This is a genomic window from Veronia nyctiphanis, assembly GCF_004116385.1.
Lineage (GTDB): Bacteria > Pseudomonadota > Gammaproteobacteria > Enterobacterales > Vibrionaceae > Veronia > Veronia nyctiphanis.
This window is the reverse complement of record NZ_PEIB01000038.1, coordinates 1-13939: the sequence shown is the minus strand read 5'-3', so window position 1 is coordinate 13939 and position 13939 is coordinate 1. Positions and strand designations below refer to the sequence as shown.

General features: G+C 42.4%; 14 protein-coding genes and 2 pseudogenes. 8 read left to right on the top strand and 8 right to left on the bottom strand.

Translation table 11 applies throughout. The features are described from left to right. Window positions 1-28 precede the first annotated feature (28 nt). The 8 genes and pseudogenes from CS022_RS21070 (at window position 29) to cas6f (ending at window position 6653) form a co-directional block, all read left to right on the top strand. Window positions 29-1020 (top strand): annotated as a pseudogene (locus CS022_RS21070) (hypothetical protein). Continuing rightward, window positions 1020-1616 (top strand): hypothetical protein, encoded by a 597-nt coding sequence (locus tag CS022_RS21065; protein ID WP_129123908.1) that lies wholly within the window; start codon window positions 1020-1022, stop codon window positions 1614-1616. The pseudogene CS022_RS21070 and the gene CS022_RS21065 overlap by 1 nt, the downstream one beginning before the upstream one ends. Window positions 1617-1710: 94 nt before the next feature. Further along, window positions 1711-2928, top strand: coding sequence for a TniQ family protein (locus CS022_RS21060; protein ID WP_129123907.1), 1218 nt, complete (start codon window positions 1711-1713; stop codon window positions 2926-2928). A 2-nt stretch (window positions 2929-2930) separates the two neighbouring features. Then, complete coding sequence (locus CS022_RS21055; RefSeq protein ID WP_129123906.1) at window positions 2931-3944, top strand: hypothetical protein; 1014 nt, start codon at window positions 2931-2933, stop codon at window positions 3942-3944. Beyond that, on the top strand, window positions 3929-4504 hold the full coding sequence (locus CS022_RS21050) for a hypothetical protein (protein WP_129123905.1): 576 nt from the start codon (window positions 3929-3931) through the stop codon (window positions 4502-4504). The genes CS022_RS21055 and CS022_RS21050 overlap by 16 nt, the downstream gene beginning before the upstream one ends. Before the next feature lie 25 nt (window positions 4505-4529). Further along, window positions 4530-5006 (top strand): hypothetical protein, encoded by a 477-nt coding sequence (locus CS022_RS21045; RefSeq protein WP_129123904.1) that lies wholly within the window; start codon window positions 4530-4532, stop codon window positions 5004-5006. A gap of 2 nt (window positions 5007-5008) precedes the next feature. Next, window positions 5009-6046, top strand: a complete 1038-nt coding sequence (csy3, locus tag CS022_RS21040; protein ID WP_129123903.1) for a type I-F CRISPR-associated protein Csy3 — start codon at window positions 5009-5011, stop codon at window positions 6044-6046. 4 nt (window positions 6047-6050) lie between these two features. Continuing rightward, a complete protein-coding gene (gene cas6f / locus CS022_RS21035) occupies window positions 6051-6653 on the top strand; it encodes a type I-F CRISPR-associated endoribonuclease Cas6/Csy4 (RefSeq protein WP_129123902.1) in 603 nt (200 codons plus the stop codon). A gap of 792 nt (window positions 6654-7445) precedes the next feature. Here the strand turns inward: cas6f and CS022_RS28280 are convergent. The 8 genes and pseudogenes from CS022_RS28280 to CS022_RS20990 form a co-directional block, all read right to left on the bottom strand. Continuing rightward, window positions 7446-7736 (bottom strand): 2OG-Fe(II) oxygenase, encoded by a 291-nt coding sequence (locus CS022_RS28280; protein ID WP_129123901.1) that lies wholly within the window; start codon window positions 7734-7736, stop codon window positions 7446-7448. Next, window positions 7733-8002 carry a hypothetical protein gene (locus CS022_RS21025; protein ID WP_129123900.1) on the bottom strand — a complete coding sequence of 90 codons (270 nt, stop codon included), beginning with the start codon at window positions 8000-8002 and terminating at the stop codon, window positions 7733-7735. The genes CS022_RS28280 and CS022_RS21025 overlap by 4 nt, the downstream gene beginning before the upstream one ends. After that, window positions 7999-8721 carry a cupin domain-containing protein gene (locus CS022_RS21020; protein ID WP_129123899.1) on the bottom strand — a complete coding sequence of 241 codons (723 nt, stop codon included), beginning with the start codon at window positions 8719-8721 and terminating at the stop codon, window positions 7999-8001. Before CS022_RS21020 ends, CS022_RS21025 begins: the two co-directional genes overlap by 4 nt. Next, complete coding sequence (locus CS022_RS21015; protein WP_129123898.1) at window positions 8714-10684, bottom strand: hypothetical protein; 1971 nt, start codon at window positions 10682-10684, stop codon at window positions 8714-8716. The genes CS022_RS21020 and CS022_RS21015 overlap by 8 nt, the downstream gene beginning before the upstream one ends. Then, a pseudogene (locus tag CS022_RS26830) lies at window positions 10684-11585 on the bottom strand (ThiF family adenylyltransferase). Before CS022_RS26830 ends, CS022_RS21015 begins: the two are co-directional and overlap by 1 nt. Continuing rightward, the gene (locus tag CS022_RS21000; RefSeq protein ID WP_129123896.1) at window positions 11578-12759 is read right to left on the bottom strand and encodes an MFS transporter; all 1182 of its coding nucleotides are present in this window, start codon (window positions 12757-12759) and stop codon (window positions 11578-11580) included. Before CS022_RS21000 ends, CS022_RS26830 begins: the two are co-directional and overlap by 8 nt. Beyond that, window positions 12752-13198: a hypothetical protein gene (locus CS022_RS20995; RefSeq protein WP_129123895.1), complete on the bottom strand. Its 447-nt coding sequence runs from the start codon at window positions 13196-13198 to the stop codon at window positions 12752-12754. The genes CS022_RS21000 and CS022_RS20995 overlap by 8 nt, the downstream gene beginning before the upstream one ends. A 17-nt stretch (window positions 13199-13215) precedes the next feature. After that, window positions 13216-13839, bottom strand: coding sequence for a hypothetical protein (locus CS022_RS20990; RefSeq protein WP_129123894.1), 624 nt, complete (start codon window positions 13837-13839; stop codon window positions 13216-13218). Window positions 13840-13939 lie beyond the last annotated feature (100 nt).

The following is a 13939-nucleotide window of genomic DNA, read 5'->3' as shown; positions in this document are numbered from 1 at the left end:
AGTTTCTATTTTTCGGGATACGCAAAAATTGAGCCTCTACAACATCTCAAACAAAAACCTGACCGCATTAAACCACACCACTTTTGCAGCCGAAGGGCTGCAAGAGCGGCAGGATTTACAAGAGGCCCTTAAAGCTGCATCGACGCCATTGCACCTGATTGCTTGGTAATATCTGAAGAGTTTTCAGATTGGGAAGACAGCCGAAGACGTATTGATTTGCTGGCCATCGATCGAAATGCCAATCTTGTCGTGATTGAGCTGAAACGCGATGAAATTGGCGCACACATGGAGCTTCAAGCGCTTCGCTATGCGGCCATGATCTCTACCATGACGTTTGATAAGGCTTGTGAGTACTTCGAGCAATACATTGCCAAGGAAGAGCTGGAAATCAATGCCCGCGAAACCATTCTTGAGTTCGTCGATCTAGATGAAAACAGCCTCGATGATTTCGGTAATGACGTTCGTATCGTGCTCGCATCTGCGGATTTCGGTAAAGAACTGACTACGTCTGTTCTGTGGCTTCGCGACAAAGGCATTGATATCAGTTGTGTACGCCTCACACCCTATCGCTACAAAGAGGACATACTGATCAACGCAGAGCAGATCATCCCGGTACCTGAGGTTGAAGCCTACCAAGTTAAATTCCGCGAGAAGCAGGCAGAGCGGCGAACCAGCAAGAAGGGACAGCGCGACTATTCCAAGTATCGATTTAACGGCCAGGTTTATAACAAACGCAATCTGGCTTTAGCTGTGATTACTCATTGGCTCAATAACAAGCAACCAAAAAGCCTTGCTGAAGTTCAGCGTTATCTGAACATTTTCAACTTGCACAGAGTCGTGTCGCTCTTTGAACACATCCCTAAGAAGAGCTTAAACCGCTACCACTCATCAGAGAGCGACCTTCTCACCCTAATTTCCGGTGAGAAAATCGCCATTTCTAACCAGTGGGGCGGCAATATCTCGAAACTACTGCAGGCAATGGAGCCTTATGGCTATACCATTGAAAAGGTGGAGGGGTAATGACAACTGCAAACAAACAAAAACTTTCGGAAAAAGTTTGGGCGGAGAGCGTAACCGAAAAATTACATGACTTCATAACAAGGCTTGATTCAAATTTCGCTGCAGATACGTCGCAAAAATTAGCTTATTCCAATGAAATTAGACAATACGATGATGAAACTACATTGTCTGAAGAGAACAAATTTGAAACGGATATATTGATATACGAAAAGTCAGAAGGTAAGACTTGGAAACCTCGGCTAGTCATCGAAACCAAGATAAATAGCGTAAATACGCATGATTCAATCACCTATAGCCACAAAGCGCACTTGCACAAAACCGTTCACCCTTACCTCAGATATGGCATGTTTATTGGCGCAATGGGGGATGGGGGATTGCCTGCAAGAGTGTTAAGGCATGGAGAACAATTTGATTTTATGCTTGCTTGGCGTGACACTGATGGAAGTAAAAAGGAATGGGATGCGCTGTTTAGTATTGTCCGTCAGGAGCTAGCAATATCGCAACGGCTGGAAGAATCGCTTTATGAGAACCGGGCAAAAGGACGAAAACGTTTTTTTGCCTACCATCGTCCTCTGGTTCCATATCCGATAGATTGATACCTCATTTCGACTATTTATCTTGGTTTCATTGACAACACACCATTCTATACCACACTCATAAACTTAGTAATTCTAAGTTTATGAGTGTTCAATGGACTGGATTAACACACCGCCCCCCTACCCCGATGAAGCGCTTGAAAGTTATCTACTCCGCTTGACCAATCATCTTGGTTTCCCGGAGTATTCTGACTTCGCAGAAGAAATTTGGGCATTGCTTGTTGAGAGTACACCTGATGCTTTTGGCAATTATCCGCTATCTCTCCATCAAGCCAACATCTACCGCGCAAAAGTCGCCAGTAAACTGTGGGCGCAGGGACTATTGTTCGTAGGAAAGCAAAGGGGTGTCGAGGAGTCAGAGCTGCTTAAACTGGCTTTAATGCATTCCAAAACCGTGTATTCCCCAAACTACAAAGCAGTTTTCAGAAACGGTGTCGATTACCCCTTTGCGTTTCTGCGTAAAAATCACACGCCAGTCTGCCCCGAATGTATAGCTGAAAGCCCCTATATTCGCCAACACTGGCAATTCCTAACACATCAAGTCTGTCATCGACACAAAGTGCATTTACTCACCCATTGCCCTTCCTGTCACGCACAGCTCGACTATCAATCCTCTGGGTCCATAACCTACTGCGAATGTGGGTTTGACCTTACAACAGCCGAAACGACTGAAGCAGGACAATGTTTGATTGCGCTCAGCCAGTGGTTACTTGGGGAGAAGATTGCCGAACAGGGAATGTTTGCTTTGTCGCTCGATATACCAGCCCGTTTCGGGTTACTGCTTTGGTACACGCACCGCTATGGAGACAAGGAAAATGGTGATTTAACGCAATGCTTTACCTATTTCAAAACTTGGCCTGAGTCGCTTTATGACGAGCTAGATGAGGCTTTGCAGAAAGGTGATGCCGTGCGTATTCAACCTTGGAATAAAACGACGCTGTCAGCGGTGTTTGGCAACCTTGTTAAAGAGGCCCGTAGTCTACCGAGTCGCGATATGAGCCGAAACCCCATCCTGAAAGCCATTGCTGCTTACCTTTCATCGCTCGTTCATGGACATGCTGGGCAACACGCAGACAACCCTTCCAATATGCTCGTCAGCACTTTAGAGGCATCAACACTTTTAGGCTGTACGACAGATGAGGTGAACCGTTTGAACGATCATGGTTACCTTCAAACAGCTTTCCGACTCAAGCTGCATGAGAAGATTGAATCTCATAAGCCTATTTATCATTTGCGTGACGTGATGACGCTTGGGATCACACACATGCAATCCTCAACCGATGGTCTTAATATTTTTTTACCGGAGTGGTAAGCATGGAAACGCTGCAATCTCTGTTAGCTGAAAAAAATATGAAGGTGAGAAACGCTCAAATCAAAAGAGCATTCATGCCTTACACTGCCCCAATATGCGTTAATGGCTTTGAAGAGCAAACCATAGTGGTACTGCTCAATCTCGCTTTGTTAAACGCCAACTGTAAAGACTATTTAAACGCTGATACCGCTAGGGAGTTTCTGCAGAGCGAAGACAATATAAACAGGTCGCTCACTGCGATATCCTGGTTTCACACCCATAACCTCAAGTATCCGGACTGCCGAGTCAACAAGCAAAAACTTCTTTGTTTGGAATCCAGCAAATACCCAAACTTGGTCAGCCACTATTCATCCTCAACTGAGTTAGGCTGGGCCAACAACAGTAACCAATACCAATATCCTCTTTGGCTACTATCAAGCTTCGTCTGGCAAGGAAAAGTCACCTCTTTATTTAATTTTCTTATAGAAAACGATGCTACTTGGATGCCCTTACTGGCTAAATTTGGACTCACTAAAAAGAGGGCTTCTTTGATCAAAAAATCACTCAAGGAAGCGTTATCCAAATCGTCTTTTCCTGATTCAGTGCACCCGCTTTCAAAGAGGTTACGCTTTCCATGGAAAGGCGAAGAACTCACTATCACGCCGGTTGTAAATCATGGGTTTCAAACGGCGTTAGAACGCTATTTTCGCTCACCAGAGTGCAGATTCAACACTATCAGGTTGCTATTGCCCAACTCTGCCGCAATAGGCAGTCTCGCGGGTGCGCTGGGTGGAAACATGCGGCTGCTCAACTATCCCTTGAGCGTTCGTCCTCATTCAAAAAGAACCTTATCTTCGAGCCGGGAAAAAACACATCGCTTCTTTGATGATTTTGCCATGGTGAACAAAAAGACGTGCGGATTGCTCCGTCGCCTCTCAGGAGAGTCGCCTCTTGCTACGCCAAAAAAGCAAATGCAGGTTCGGCGATATCAAATACTCGCATTGCGGCGTCAGATCGGTGTTTGGTTGATGCATTAGTCGAGTTGCGAGATCACATCGAGGAGAGTGGTGAATCGTTCAATACGGAAAATACATTGGTGCAGGCATTCGTTTTAGGAGACCTTTCTGAACTAGAGACGTTCACCACTGGGTTAAACCAGCAGCTTCAACTGACGTTGCAGGAAAGCAAGTTTGGCTGGCGATATGCTTATCATTATAAGCTGATGCCACTAATGAAAAGACAGATGCGGTGGATACTTAAAAGGCTAATTCGAGCGCCGAATGATAACCATACAGCTGGCGATGAGCAGTATATTTATCTTTCAAAAATGCGTGTCTATGATGCGTCAATGATGGGCTCACCTTATCTCGCTGGGGCACCATCTCTTACTGCCATTTGGGGATTCATGCATGCATACCAGCATCGGTTTTTAGAGTTACTTGGGCCCGACCAAAGTTGCCTGTTTGAAAGCTTTGCAATTTTCTTTCGAAGCGAATCCCGACATTACACAGCGAAGCTACTGAGCTTTCTAAGCCCGTCCAAAAAAGAAACGTTTCTCCCATCAAACGAACAACCCTTCGCTCTGAGCATGTGCTGATCTTGAGTTTGATATGGTGATCAAAGTGAAATCTGAGGCACGGGTTTCAGATTTCATTAAGGCACTCAGAGCCGCTTTGCCCGTCAACTTTGCAGGTGGCGGCTTGTTCCCTCCAGAGCTAGATATTTCTCGGTACTGGCTTTCTACATATCCCGATAGAGCATCTCTTTTTCACTGCGTTAGCCGTTTACCGAGCAGCGGTTGTTGGCTTATACCCACCAAGGAAAGGCCACAGACACTGTCTGAACTGGATGCTTTCCTAAGCGCCGACCATACCCAACTTCCTTTGCATTGCGGATATGCGTTTTTGGAAAACCCCAAAGCGCGTTTAAATAGTCTGACAAAGCATCATTGCTATGCGGACAATGTGATTGGTTTAGGGAAGCGGTTGAACCCCATTGAGGTTCGTTGGGGCAAGCAGGATAACTTCTTTCGTCTTGCCTTCTGGACACTGACAGAAAACGACGCAGCTATTCTGATTGAAAGTGTAAAGGAGGACTAACTATGGAACGGTGTGACAATTTATCTTATACGCGATCACTTTCACCAGGAAAAGCTTATTTCTACCGACTTAGCGAGAAGGGAGAAATGTTACCTATCAACGTGGAGCAGACACGTATTCTTGGGCAAAATTCTGACTTCCAAAAGGGATACAAACCCGACTACAGCCCTAAACCAACCTCTGCGAAAGATTTTGGGTATGGTAATCCTCAGTTTATTGAAGCCTGCTATGTTCCCGTGGGGGCAGATGACATCTACTGCAGATTTTCTTTGCGCTTACAAGCTAACACCTTGAAACCAAATGCTTGCTCTAATGACTCAGTTCGACAGGTGCTTGAAACGCTCTCAAAACAATACAGCAAGTCTGGGGGCTTTAATGAACTGGCAGAGAGGTATGCCAAGAACCTTTTGATGGGAACATGGCTCTGGCGAAACCGTGATTTTCGGAATGTTGAAATCGAAGTGAAGTGCGGCGACGATTCCGTTCTTTCTGTCAAACGAGCACATCGACTAGAGTGGGATGAAAAGTGGCCGAAAGAGGCGCAAAGTGCCTTAAAAGCACTGACTGGGTATATCAGTAAAGGCCTAAGCGATAAGTCAGACAGTTACTACATGGATATAAGCGCAAAAATCTCTGTGGGATGGGGAGATGAACTTTACCCTAGTCAAGAATTCTTGGATGAAAAAGTAGAAGGAAAACCAACCAAGCAGTTAGCGAAAACCTTTCTCTCAGAGGGGCAGCAAACCGCCTCTTTCCATTCTCAAAAAATTGGTGCTGCCATTCAGAGTATTGATGATTGGTGGGCACCTGACGCAGATGTTGCCATACGCATCAACGAATATGGTGCACATCGTGAATACGGAACATCCCGCCGCCACCCAAGCACGCAGCAGGATTTCTATGCATTACTTAAAGACGCAGACCTGTGGCTGGAAAGGTTATCAGACGCCGACAAGATCCCTGATGAAGTTCACTACTTGTTAGCAGTGATGGCCAAAGGTGGTTTGTTTAGTAACGGCCAGACAAAGACAAAGGGGTAGGATCATGAGTAACCGATACTTCTTCACTATAAAGTTTCTTCCTGCTCAGGCTGACTGCGCTCTTCTTGCCGGACGGTGCATTAAGACTCTGCATGGGTTTATGGCAGTCAATGACGCTGTGGCAAATAAAGTTGGTATTTGTTTCCCCAAGTGGAATGAGAGAAATATTGGGAGTGCAATCGGGTTTGTCTGCTACGATGAAACGACGCTAACAGGGCTTTCCTATCAACCCTACTTCACGCTGATGCGCTCAGAGGGATTGTTCGAAGTATCGACAGTTAAAACCGTTCCCGAAACAGCTCCTGAGGTCAGGTTTGTCAGAAACCAAACTATCGACAAAAGCTTTCTAGACTCAAAAAGACGTCGTTTAAGACGCGCTGAAAAACGAGCATTAGAGGCAGGCAGAGATTTCACACCCGCCTCCGAAGAAGAAAGAACGTTCCTGCCATTTCACAGCATCCCAATGGGCAGCAAATCATCGGGAAGAGACTTCGTTCTCCAGGTTCAGGTTGAAGGTGAGGAGAGTCCGCGCGATGGTGGCTATAACATGTATGGCCTCGCCACCAACGTCGATTGGCGAGGAACAGTGCCGCTAATCGAGTTATGACCCTTTTCTTTGAAGGCAAACTCCAGCCTATTAAAATCAGTAGGTTAGAGAGGTGTCTCAAAAAAGGGTTTTCTAACAAAAATTGCCCTCACGCCAGAGAGGACAAGATATCTTAGTCTATCTTTAACGGTGAACCGCCGTATAGGCAGCTAGGAATTTGAAGGTTTGGATAATTAGGGTCAGGACAATGTGAACCGCCGTATAGGCAGCTAGGAATAGCTCACACTCTAGAAGCAAAAGAGATGGCACGTGAACCGCCGTATAGGCAGCTAGGAATAATATTGACAATGAGATGTTATGCAGAGTCATGTGAACCGCCGTATAGGCAGCTTGTAAACTCTTGAGGAATGTTAATTCAGCATTAGTATCAGAGAACCGCCGAAAAGGCAGCTAGGAATAAGGTCCGCCGTGAAATAAGCCGTCAAATTAACGGAACCGCCGAAAAGGCAGAGAAACAACAAAACCACCGAAAATGGTGGTTTTGTTGTTTTTTATGTTTTACAGCACTTCGAACATCTGGCCAATGCCATACCAAATTAGCTTTGAGTAAAAATTTGCCGAAGCTCGCGTGAAGCGGTTCATGCTGGAACGGTTCTGCCCCAAATCGCGTTAGATTATTTGCACACTTTAACCTTCTACACTAACGAGAAGTATTAGATAAATTCATCCAAACTGGCAACTAAAAATCGCCCCAAAATGGTTTAGCGTGATGCCATAAACTGTCTTTACCTCTTTATCAATTTTGTCCAACAAAATCCCGTTCGGAGACAGCACGAATTTGCCTAAATAAAACTATTTGCACTGGCTTTTAATTTTAAACTTGAGTGCGACAGTGTATCGGCTTTGAGAGCAGATACGTGTTGGCAGTGTTCCTAAGTGTTCAAGTTCACCACAAAAGATAACGAATCTCCCAGGCTTGGGCGAGATTGCATATTTCGACTCGCCATATTCGTAGAAGATCGTTTCCCCTCCCCACTCTTTATTCCATGACATCATGGGGTAGTATAATACTGTTACTGCCCCTTCTCCCAATTCACAATCCCTGTGTGGATACTCCATGTCGCCATAGTGACATAGGTTCACGTAGCTCTTTGAAGATAAAAGTCCGCTTTAAAATAAGAGTGCACTAGCTCAGTAGCTATGATACCAACATTGTCACATGAACTAATTTCTTCCGGTTCAAAATCGAAACTAAATATCGGATATTCATCTTGGTCAGAATCTCGTTCTTGTCGGAAAAATGCCTGACTTGATATATTCGTATAAAAATTCTCTATGGATATCTCATCCATTAAGCCGTCAACCACAAATACAGTATAATCTTCGACAAGCAGCTCTTTTACTTTCATGTGAATACCTTTGGTTCTCGGTCTTTGATGAATGAGGAAATATCTTCATCAAAGTTAGCTTTGACAAAATTACCGAAGCTCGATAGTTTCTCCGGCCTAATGAAGTTTTGTGTGATGCTTATGGTAGCCTCAAGATTTTCCACGCTGTGCCACCAGTTCGCCGGTGTATATATAAGGTCGCCCGGGTTTTGTATACAAATAGTTGGTTTGTCTCTATCTGATTCTGGGTTGAATTCTGGACAAAAGAAACTCCATGATTTTCTTCCATAAAGAGAGACATTCCATGCGGATGTGTCTGCCACATCTTGGTGAAGTGTTGTGTGGCTACCTTTCAGTCCTATAAATGCCCAGCTTAATAGCAAGGAGCCTTCTAAAGCGATATGTTCATTGAGAGAAAATTCATCTAGAAAACACCTAAATTGTTTGGGTACAACAAATGTATCCGCTAGTTCAGGTAAATCGAGTAAGAACTGCCAGTTCTGTATGTACGTATTTTTATCGGCTCTATTTCGCTCAAAAAACTCTCTTATATTGGCCCAAAAAACGGTCTTATCCACCATATCAGTTTGAGGCACTACCACATTTTTGAATACACTTTGTAGATTTTCAAAGGTGAGAATATCTCTTATTAACCAATGAGCCCCATAAGATCTGACAATAAAGGGAATGTCCAAATTTACGTTGTCAGGATCGAAGTCTGATACGTTATATTCAATCATACTTATCTAGCGCCTTTAGCAATCCAATTTTAACTTCTGTATAAATACAAACGAGTTCCTCTTCCGTAATTTTTTTAAACGCTTTGCGAACGCCTGATTCTGTGATACCGCTTATTTGTAACAGTGCACTCCTGAAGTCTCTACCAAAGTTCAGATAATGGTGGTCGAAATTATTTATTGCTGATGTACAGTAGTCACAAAGTTTAAACCTCAAGGGAAAGAGCTCTTGCGTTCTAACGAAACTCAACAAAGCGTCCAAATTCTCAGACTGAATAACTATTCGATCTGTAAAAAAATCGAACCATATATCAAAATTGTAACCCTTTCCGCTTAGCCGAATATCATACTGATAATTGACAACTAGAATTCGTAATAATAAGCCCAACTTATATTTGTCAACGTTTCCACAAAGCCTGCCATATGTAGTATCGGTTTCGTCGCTTACTATTGGATAACCTTTAAAGTCAGGATTGCGTCGAATAAAGGTATCCCCTTCAATCATATGGTGAGTGTTAACAAGGTCAATTACGTTTATTCTTCGCTCCAAATCGGAGGTGTTTGAGCTCTTTAATCCTAAGAATAAATTTGTGTTTTGGCATAGAAGCATAACTCCACTACACCAAGAATTAGGTTCGTATGCATAACTCATAAGCTCCCCTACATCTTCTTGAACTTCGATGTGCACGTTTAGGGCTACTTCATTAGAAACCACTCCTGCTTGATCGAATCTGGAGGGCATCGACAAGGTTGCATTTTTATGCGTGGGTAGTTTTGGCAGCGATGTTGACACCATAGATATTGATTCATCACAACCCAGGTTCTCGATGTTTTCGAACAGTGCTTTTGCGACATCGCTTTGAGTTAGACCAGGTTTAAAGGTGTGGGAACATCCCGTGTACTCAATGTGATAAGAGTCTAAAAAGCGAATTAGATGCTCCCATACTGTGTACTTAGTTGGTGAGGCAAGTTTTCTAAGTGTGTCGATCTGGTAATAATAACTAGAGCAACTAACTGTTTTTTGCAACATGTACTCTAGATCAGAGATATTTAGAAAATGCAACCGCATTGACATAAAGTACCTTTCAATGGAGGTCATCAAGGTTTGTACTAGTCTATGGGTATAGTTGTCGAAATAACTGTTGACTATTAAAGTCAGTTTTCCTGCAGTTTCACTAACAACTTCGATCTCGCAGTTGGGGACTGCGTCATGTAATGCGTTGCTTATAACGTTTTCTAGAATCAGAGATGTAACTTCGTCAAGCGAGTTGTACACGACTTTATAGGCGCTAAAGTGAAGGGCATTCTCACCAGCCCACGATTCCACATGAGCTGCGGCATAGTGATTGGAATAATCGAAATCTGTTTCCTCTGATCCAACCCTTTGGGGCGTGGAGCCGTCAACCGAGAAGTTTCCAAACGTTAGGAATCTATCGGGTGTGCCACCAAATGCTGATTCAAAACTGCAGCCGACATCAAAGATTGACATTCTTGATAACGTAACCAGGTCGCCACTTGGCTCTGTTATGCGTCCGCTAAACAGCTTATCAATAAATATACTACGAGGTCTTTGCTTTGGGTCTGAGAGGGTATCTATAAGTTCATTGAATATTACACCTTGCACATCCAAATTTTTACCTAGTCCTATGACCTCAGCATGGATGAACTCTTGATCAATTTTTATAGTCTCAGTGCTTTCTAACAAGTGTCTGTATGCATTCTCCGCACTCTCAATACTATCAGAGGAAAAGCTGAATGAAGTGCACCTTGGGCCAGTTATTGCATTAAAATATGTGCATCTATTCTCTTTCGGCACATCAAGATAAGTCCTCGAATTTTTATTTTTAGAATGCCCAATAAATAGATGCTCATGAATATGAGGTAATCCACTTAACCCAATAGCATTTCGGTATTCAAAAATGAATCCATGACTCCCACCATCATTTTCTAGATGAAACTTTTCCATTAGAATTGGATTCTTCTTAAAGCTTGGTCTTCACTAATCTCTCCGGCTATAAACTGGATAATCAAGTCAGATATATAACCTGAAACAATAGAATTCGTAGGGCCATAAGATGCTGAAAATACGCTACCTATTTCGCCTAAGGTATCTAACAACTGTTGCGTGTTTGCTAATTGTTCCAGTTTGCTGTCTTCTGAGATTAATAGTGGACCACAGTTACCCTGATTTAGACCAACACCTCCAAAAACGATAGGAGTATCGCTGTGTAAGCTTTCCGTTAACAGATATCGCGCTATAGCTAGTGGTGGAGAGTCGGCTGCACAAACGATCAGGTCAACTTCTGGGATATCAGGCTCATTCACAAACGGAAAGTCAGATTCAATCTTCATCGTTTTCTGAGAGATAATCGTAGACGGGTTGAAATCCTTCAACTGAAGAGCGAGTTGTTGCACTTTTGGCTTACCAACATGTGCTCTCTATATAAGTACTGCCTGTTGAGGTTATGCAAATCTACAGTGTCGTAATCAACCAAAACAAGCTCACTCACACCCGCAGCAGCCAGATGAAGCGCTACTTCTGCGCCAACTCCACCGCACCCCACTAAGAGAATTTTTGCTTTTTGAATGTTATCTAATGAATTTTTGTTGAACTTCGAATCAATGTAATCACTAAGTTTTTGATACCTTGTTTGAGTAAATCGAGCAGGTTTGTGTGGGACTAGAAAATTTAGTTCGCGCAACTCGCTAGTTTGTTCTTGAGATAATATGTTGCTATTTATGGGCAGCCTTGTACCGACTAGGCTAAGTAACTCACGACATGCGTCGTCAAAAGAAACTGTTAAGTCATCTAAAGTGATTGATGTGACCCCATTATGGTGTGAATATAGGCATCCTAGATTAAACATGAACATAAGTGGTTGACCTCTTCTCGATGTAAATAACTACAAGCACAAATAGTATGGCGATAAAAAGGTATGTGAAAGCTGTATACAACGTTGTATCAACTGAATACATTGTGAACATCCAACCAAATACCAGATAGTTTAGGGTAGTGATCAGGCTAGTGAGCATGGACTTAAAGGAGAGTAATGTTGCCCTTTTTTCTTCGGGAAGAAATTTCTGAAAATAGTCTTCTAAAGGAAGGCAAATGATCTCAGGAACCATTATCAGCATCAGGAAGAGAGTGACAGCGAGTAAACCCGTACTTTCGATAAAGCAAACATAGATAATACTCGTAAGTAGTAAGCTAGTGATAACGACTGGACGGAATCCAAATCTATTAGTTAGGAAGTTACTAGATAGATATACACCCGCTGCTAAGAACTGCAGAATAGAGTAAGTTAGAGCTATATATTCTGTAGATATTCCCTTAGTTGGAAGAACAAACTGACCATAAATGAAGATCATTGTCATAGATGCTTCTACTATGATTAGCCCTATCATTAGCATAAAGATATTTAGTGTTAAACCTCCATTTGACAAAACCTTAATAATTGAAATGGACTCTTGTTTCTCTCTCTCTTCAATGACGCCACCCGATTCATATTGGAATGCCCAAATAGCAAAAAAGGAGATTGAAACGCAGATTATCGTTGCTATATAAACCAATTCGAAATTTATTTTTTGAAGCCATCCACCAAGCCCGATAGCTAATCCCATAGCTACTGATGATATTGCAGAAATTCTGCTACGATGTTTTAAATATTCATCTTCCTGTCCATTTTCCTTTAAAAAACTAAACAGCAGTGCTTCTCCAGCACCAGAGTTAAATGAAAGTGCTAATGCTTCCAAAATAAACACTAGTGCAAAAAAATAAAATTGATCAGAAAAAAGCATTCCTACCGCTGATAAAATCAGCAATATAGAAGACGCCATCAGAGACTTTTTCCGACCGTATCGGTCCGCAAAATATCCAGATGGCACCTCAACCACAACCATAGTCCAAAATAAGAGTGATTGTAAAACTCCTACTTGTGTCATATCTAAACCGTTATCTAACAGATAGATAATGAATATCCCCCTGTAAAATAGCGCGCTAGATAAGGCGTTATAGATATATAATAAAGGGAGTCTAATCATACTTGATACCTCTTAAATCAAATGCTTTTAATTCTGTAAATAAGTTCATAACAGCCGTCTTTAAAGATTCCCGATATAATACTTTTGTTGTTAACCATTCACCTTGTACTAAGGATTCATATACCGTTCTATTTAACTCACTATCACTCCACTCAAAGGTCTCAACTTGATCACTAAGATAGTTCAAATAGGAGTCCCACATTATGTCTCGGGTGCCTTCGTCAAAGTAAGTAATGTTTTCAAACTCAAATGGCACTCCTTGAACTACAGGTGATGGATAGACAAATGCACCACAGACCTCATCTCTAGGAGCCATATACTCAACTTGCTTTAACTTTGCCTTCGGCCCAAATACTTCACATACAGACTTCGCAAACAAATAATTTGGATAGTATGGGTTGTATGAGATAACGCAGTTCCCAGAGTAGCGATCAGTCATTGTTGGGATGCATCTGTTCAATGCCTGAATAACTGACCGTTTTGAGTGAGGTATACCAAAGGTATGAGCTGCATCCTAAGGGGAGTCTGTATTATTAAACTGCTACCAGAGCTAGTATCAATGTCAAATTGATAAGGACATGTGAGGTCTATTTCGCCATTATTGAACATAGCTAAAACTTTTTTTGCACTTTGTTCAATCACCAGATGTATGGTGAATGGTTCAATCGAAGACCAGCAGACGTGATCTGTATTTGGCACCAGAACTAAGCCAGATATGTTAAATGGGCCAAGCCCTTTAGCATATATTGCGAACTTAGCAGATCTCAAAAGATTAAAAAACGGTGTCATTTCGATAGGAACAAACATGCTAATACTGTCAGATTTTGGTTCCTCAAATTCTATAAAAAATGTATCTAACAAAGATTTATTTAACTCTAGAATGTGGTAAACATCTTCAATAGTAAGGACTGATTTAACTGACTCTTTGATGAATAGTTCATGTTTGGATTCTGATGTTCTAAAATCGACGACCGAATATAGACTAGTGCCTGCAAGCTTGATTACCTCAAGCGTGAACTTATCCTGTCTATTTCTGAGGGTCGAATCGAAATAGTCTGTTTGAAGGTTGATGTTTTTCATATTGAAAAGTGAGGGGATTGAGGCCCCTCACTAATTGTTAATTATGTACGTTGTGTCAATGCAGTGCGTTGTGTCAATGCAGTGCGTTGTGTCAATGCAG